At 34.5% G+C, this 4,591-nt stretch carries 6 protein-coding genes; all 6 read left to right on the forward strand.

Going from position 1 to position 4,591, the window contains the following annotated elements; genetic code table 11:
• On the forward strand, nt 1-281 hold a 281-nt coding region (locus C4E06_RS21720), incomplete at its 5' end, for a DUF3598 family protein (protein WP_157951207.1).
• 315 nt (nt 282-596) lie between these two features.
• Nucleotides 597-1,013 carry a hypothetical protein gene (locus tag C4E06_RS21725; RefSeq protein ID WP_107670492.1) on the forward strand — a complete coding sequence of 139 codons (417 nt, stop codon included), beginning with the start codon at nt 597-599 and terminating at the stop codon, nt 1,011-1,013.
• Between the two features lie 76 nt (nt 1,014-1,089).
• The gene (locus C4E06_RS21730) at nt 1,090-2,292 is read left to right on the forward strand and encodes a glycosyltransferase family 4 protein (protein WP_107670493.1); all 1,203 of its coding nucleotides are present in this window, start codon (nt 1,090-1,092) and stop codon (nt 2,290-2,292) included.
• A gap of 144 nt (nt 2,293-2,436) precedes the next feature.
• A complete protein-coding gene (locus C4E06_RS21735) occupies nt 2,437-3,651 on the forward strand; it encodes a response regulator (protein WP_107670494.1) in 1,215 nt (404 codons plus the stop codon).
• A gap of 122 nt (nt 3,652-3,773) precedes the next feature.
• The gene (locus tag C4E06_RS21740; protein WP_107670495.1) at nt 3,774-4,136 is read left to right on the forward strand and encodes a PleD family two-component system response regulator; all 363 of its coding nucleotides are present in this window, start codon (nt 3,774-3,776) and stop codon (nt 4,134-4,136) included.
• Between the two features lie 8 nt (nt 4,137-4,144).
• Nucleotides 4,145-4,591 (forward strand): chemotaxis protein CheW (locus C4E06_RS21745; RefSeq protein WP_107670496.1); only part of this gene is annotated, 447 nt, incomplete at its 3' end.

Genomic DNA, 4,591 nt, shown 5'->3' on the forward strand with positions numbered 1-4,591 from the left:
TAGAACAACAGTTGAGTTTTGCGGGAAAAACTCTGACTTCAACGGCAGAAATTGAAGGAAATAAGCTAAGATTTGATAAAGGTGATAGTTCTCGACAGATTTTATTGTTACCTGATGGAACATCAACTAATGCACCCTCAAAGTTAGAATTACGAAAACCGTTCTTTTTAGAAGTGGGTTGGTTAGCTAATGAAAAAGAACGTCAAAGATTAATCCGTAATTATGACGCAACCGGTGCATGGACGAGTTCAACTTTGGTCATTGAACATAAATTCGATTAGTCTTAATAAAGACCTTTGAGCCAATTAAGAGCGATCGCTTCACTGTAGGGTGACACTATGGAGATAATGGGATATCTACTGACCTAAACCTTAATTAATTATTAAGTTTTATTAAAAATCATTGCAAAACGTTTCTACATCTGGCTTTATGGTTAGAAGAGGAAAGTAAAAACAACCTTAATCAACCTTGTTAATCAGTTTCAGTAAACTATTAACTCAATCTAGGAAAGTTAATGTGCAACCATAAAGTTTCTTAGAGATAGATTTTCATAGATTCAATTATCGATTAACTTGCTTTTTAGGAGATTAGAAAAAATGTTGAAAAAATTATTCGGTGGTGGCAAGAAAAAAGAATTTTTCTTAGAATTAGACGAATCTAAGGACGTTCCTGCTTCTGAACCTAAAGTAGAAACCCCTGAACCCAAAGCAGAAGCCGAGCAAGCTGAAGCCCCTAAAACAGAAGCAGCAGAGGTGACTGAAAACCCTGCACCCGCTAAGAAGAAATCTAAGAAAAAATCAGTTAAAAAAGTAGCGAAAAAAGAAGAACCCAAAACCGAAATTGTTCCCACTTCTCCTGCTTTAACCAATGGTCAAGCTGCTCAAAAAGAAGAACCCAAAGAAGTAGAATTTGCCACTAAATTCTATATGATGCCGACCCCTCGTCGTCGTCCCGGTCCCAGTTTAAACAACTTTAAAAACATGGCCTCTCAAGTTAAAACACGACGGGGTTAATTCCTTGATTTAAGTTTCGTTTTGGTTGTAGTCTAGAATTTAAGTTCTAGACTCTTTTTTATTGAATAAGTAACAATTGAATATTTTATTTTTACACCCTAATTTTCCAGCGCAATTTCGCCATGTAGCGATCGCTTTGGGTAAAAATCCCAAAAACAAGGTTGTCTTTGGCACAAAACGCAAAGAAGGGCAGATTCCAGGGGTTTTTAAAGCTATCTATACCCCTTCTCGCCAAGCTCGCCCCGAAACCCATCATTATGTGAGAACCTTAGAAAATGCTGTACTACAAGGACAAGCGGTTTATCGTTTGGCAGACCAGTTAAAACGAGAAAACTTTATCCCTGATGTCGTTTACGGTCATTCTGGGTGGGGTCCGACCCTATTTATCAAAGATATCTTTCCCAACGCAAAGTTATTATGTTTCTTTGAATGGTTTTATCACGCTCACGGGACCGATGCAGACTTTGACCCGAAAGAACCCTTAACGGCCGATGATGAAGCCCGTATTCGCATTAAGAATACACCCATCTTAACGGACTTGTATAGTTGCGATCGCGGTTTATCTCCCACCCAGTGGCAACGACAACAATTTCCCCGCGAATTCCATTCTAAAATTACAGTATGTCACGATGGGATAGACACTCACTATTTTCAACCCAAACCTGGGGCAAAATTGGTCTTAAAAGATAAAAATCTGGACTTATCAGAAGTTGATGAAATTGTTACTTATGTCGCTAGAGGAATGGAACCTTATCGGGGGTTTCCTCAGTTTATGGAAGCGGTTTCAATCTTATTAAAAAAACGGCCCCATTGTCACGTGGTCATTGTGGGAGAAGATAGGGTAGCTTATGGGCGATCGCTACCCAATGGGAAAACCTATAAACAGTTAATGTTAGAAACATTTGATTATGATTTAAATCGCTTACATTTTACGGGATCGTTACCCTATTCTCAATATTTACAAGTGATACAAGCGTCATCGGTTCATGTTTATTTAACCCGTCCCTTTGTTTTGTCTTGGTCGATGTTAGAAGTCATGTCTACAGGGGGTTTAGTTTTGGGTTCAAAAACCCCTCCCGTTGAAGAAGTGATAGAAGATGGTGTTAATGGTTTATTGGTGGATTTCTTTGCTATTGATAGGATAGTAGAACGAATAGAAGAAGTATTAGATAATCCCGATAAAATGGCTAATTTAAGGGTTAAAGCCAGAGAAACGATTCAAGAAAAATATGACTTATCTAAGTTATTACCTGAACATATTAAATGGATCTATAAATAGAAAAGTTAATGTTAGATTAAAAACCGTACAACTACGGTTTTTTTATGATAAAAGCTTGTCGAGAATTAATGAAAAATAATGTAGGCATTTACCCAATAGTAAAGATATATTGATGAGTAGGATCAAAAATGTATTGGAAAAATTATGGAATCTGTTTTTAGTCCATTTAATATTTTAGAAAAAGCTGCACATTCTAACTATACTGGGCAAATAACGATAGAAAGTAAAGGAATTACTTGGACTCTTGACTTATCAGAGGGACATTTAAACTCTGTTGTTCATTCATTGCAGTCACTTGCCAATCTAGAATTATGTCTATATGGGTTAGGATATGGGCAAAAAACTCCTCTTATTATCGAAAAAATGACCCAAAAAGGCTTAGATTTAGATAACGGCCAATCTTTTATTGAAAACGCAATTAATTGCTTAATAAAAGAATATAATTTGAGTGGATTGGAACAGGTAAAAGTCATTAACCAATTGACACAAGATGCTCTAGAATCGTTTTTTAATCTAACCAAAGGTGATTATTCTACCAGTCATAATAAAAGTTTTTTAGTTTCCTTAGAACAAGGATTTAATGTCAAGGAAGTATTAACAGTTTGGCACACAAAAAAAGAAGCGTGGCAAAAGTTTAGTCCTTTAATTACTTCACCTTATCAACGTCCTTATTGTCCTAATTTACAAGGTATCAAAAAATTAATTGCTTCTAAATCTAGCCATTTATTACTAAAAATTGCTCAATTAAAAGGTAAAATAAGTATTCGACAACTTAGCATTTTAATGAAGTTAGATGATTGTAAAGTAGCCGAACTTCTTTATCCTTATTTACGGTCAAAAGTTGTACAACTTTATGATCCTTTACCTCCTTTTGATCAACTGCCTAGTCTTTCATCCTCTCCTAAATCTTTAAGGGCCAGTAATCCTTTACTGAAAGGATTAAAACAAACTACAACCATTAATAAAACTCAAGACATTCCCGAAAAAACTAAATCTAGAAAAATTGTTTGCATTGATGATAGTGAGACTATGTTAAATACATTCAAACGATACTTAGATTCGGACAATACTGAACTCTTCATGTTATCTAATCCCACCATTGCCATTAATAGATTATTTGAAATAAAACCAGATTTATTGTTAGTTGACATAGCTATGCCTGGAATTAACGGTGATCAACTTTCTAAAATTTTAAAGCGTAGTAGTGCCTTTCAAAATCTGCCTATCGTCATTGTTAGTGCTGATACAAACAAAATTAAAGAAGCACAAAAAAAAGGCAATATTGCTAATGATTTTTTACTCAAGCCATTTAGTCAAAATGATTTAATAACTGTTGTCAATAAACACCTAAAAAAATAAAAAGTATTTATGTAAAAATCTGAGTTTTTACGGATAAAAAAAAAGAATAATCACGATAAAATAAAAATAGTTAATCCTCTGTATTTTTTCTCTTTCTATCATCTTAATCTCTAGGAGTTACCATGAAAAATATCTTAATTGTTGACGATTTACAATCTGAATTAACCCTATTAACAAACTATTTAACTAAAGCCGGTTATACCGTCACAACTGCTACCAATGGACAAGAAGCTTTAGACAAAATTTCTCATAAAAGACCCGATATTATTTTAACGGATCTAATGATGCCAGATATGGGAGGATTAGATTTATGTCGTAAGTTAAAAAAACAAGCCGATACAGTTGATATTCCCGTCGTTGCTTGTAGTGCAAAAAAAAGAGAAGTGGACAAAATGTGGGCTTTTAAACAAGGGGTGAAAGGTTATGTTACTAAACCTTGTACTCAAGAAGATTTAGTGAATGTTTTACAGTCAGTTGCAGCATAAAATAAGGAATGTCATCAACTAATTTATCAACCAAGTTAGAAACCTTACTACCTCACTTATTCAACCCCCAAACCATTCCTGGGGAACCTTATTTACGCTTTCAACTGACATCAGAAATATCGGGGGTGATTTCTATGGAGAAGGTACAAGAAACTCTGGTTATTCCTTCTTCTCAAATTACCCCTATTCCTAACATGAAAGCATCATTTGTAGGATTAATAAATTACCATCATTCTGTTTTTTCCGTTTTTGATTTTGCCCATTTATTGAATCTTTCCGCCTCTTATTCATCTTCTCAGTTACTCCATCTTATTATTGTACGTTTACCCTTTAAAGATAATTCAACTGAATCATTCTTAGGGTTATCGGTACAACAAATTTTAGGACTAACTCGTTTATCTCAAGATAAAGTAGAAATGTCAACAATGGATATTTCTAAAGAGTTATCTGCTATC

Source organism: Cyanothece sp. BG0011 (assembly GCF_003013815.1).
Lineage (GTDB): Bacteria > Cyanobacteriota > Cyanobacteriia > Cyanobacteriales > Microcystaceae > Crocosphaera.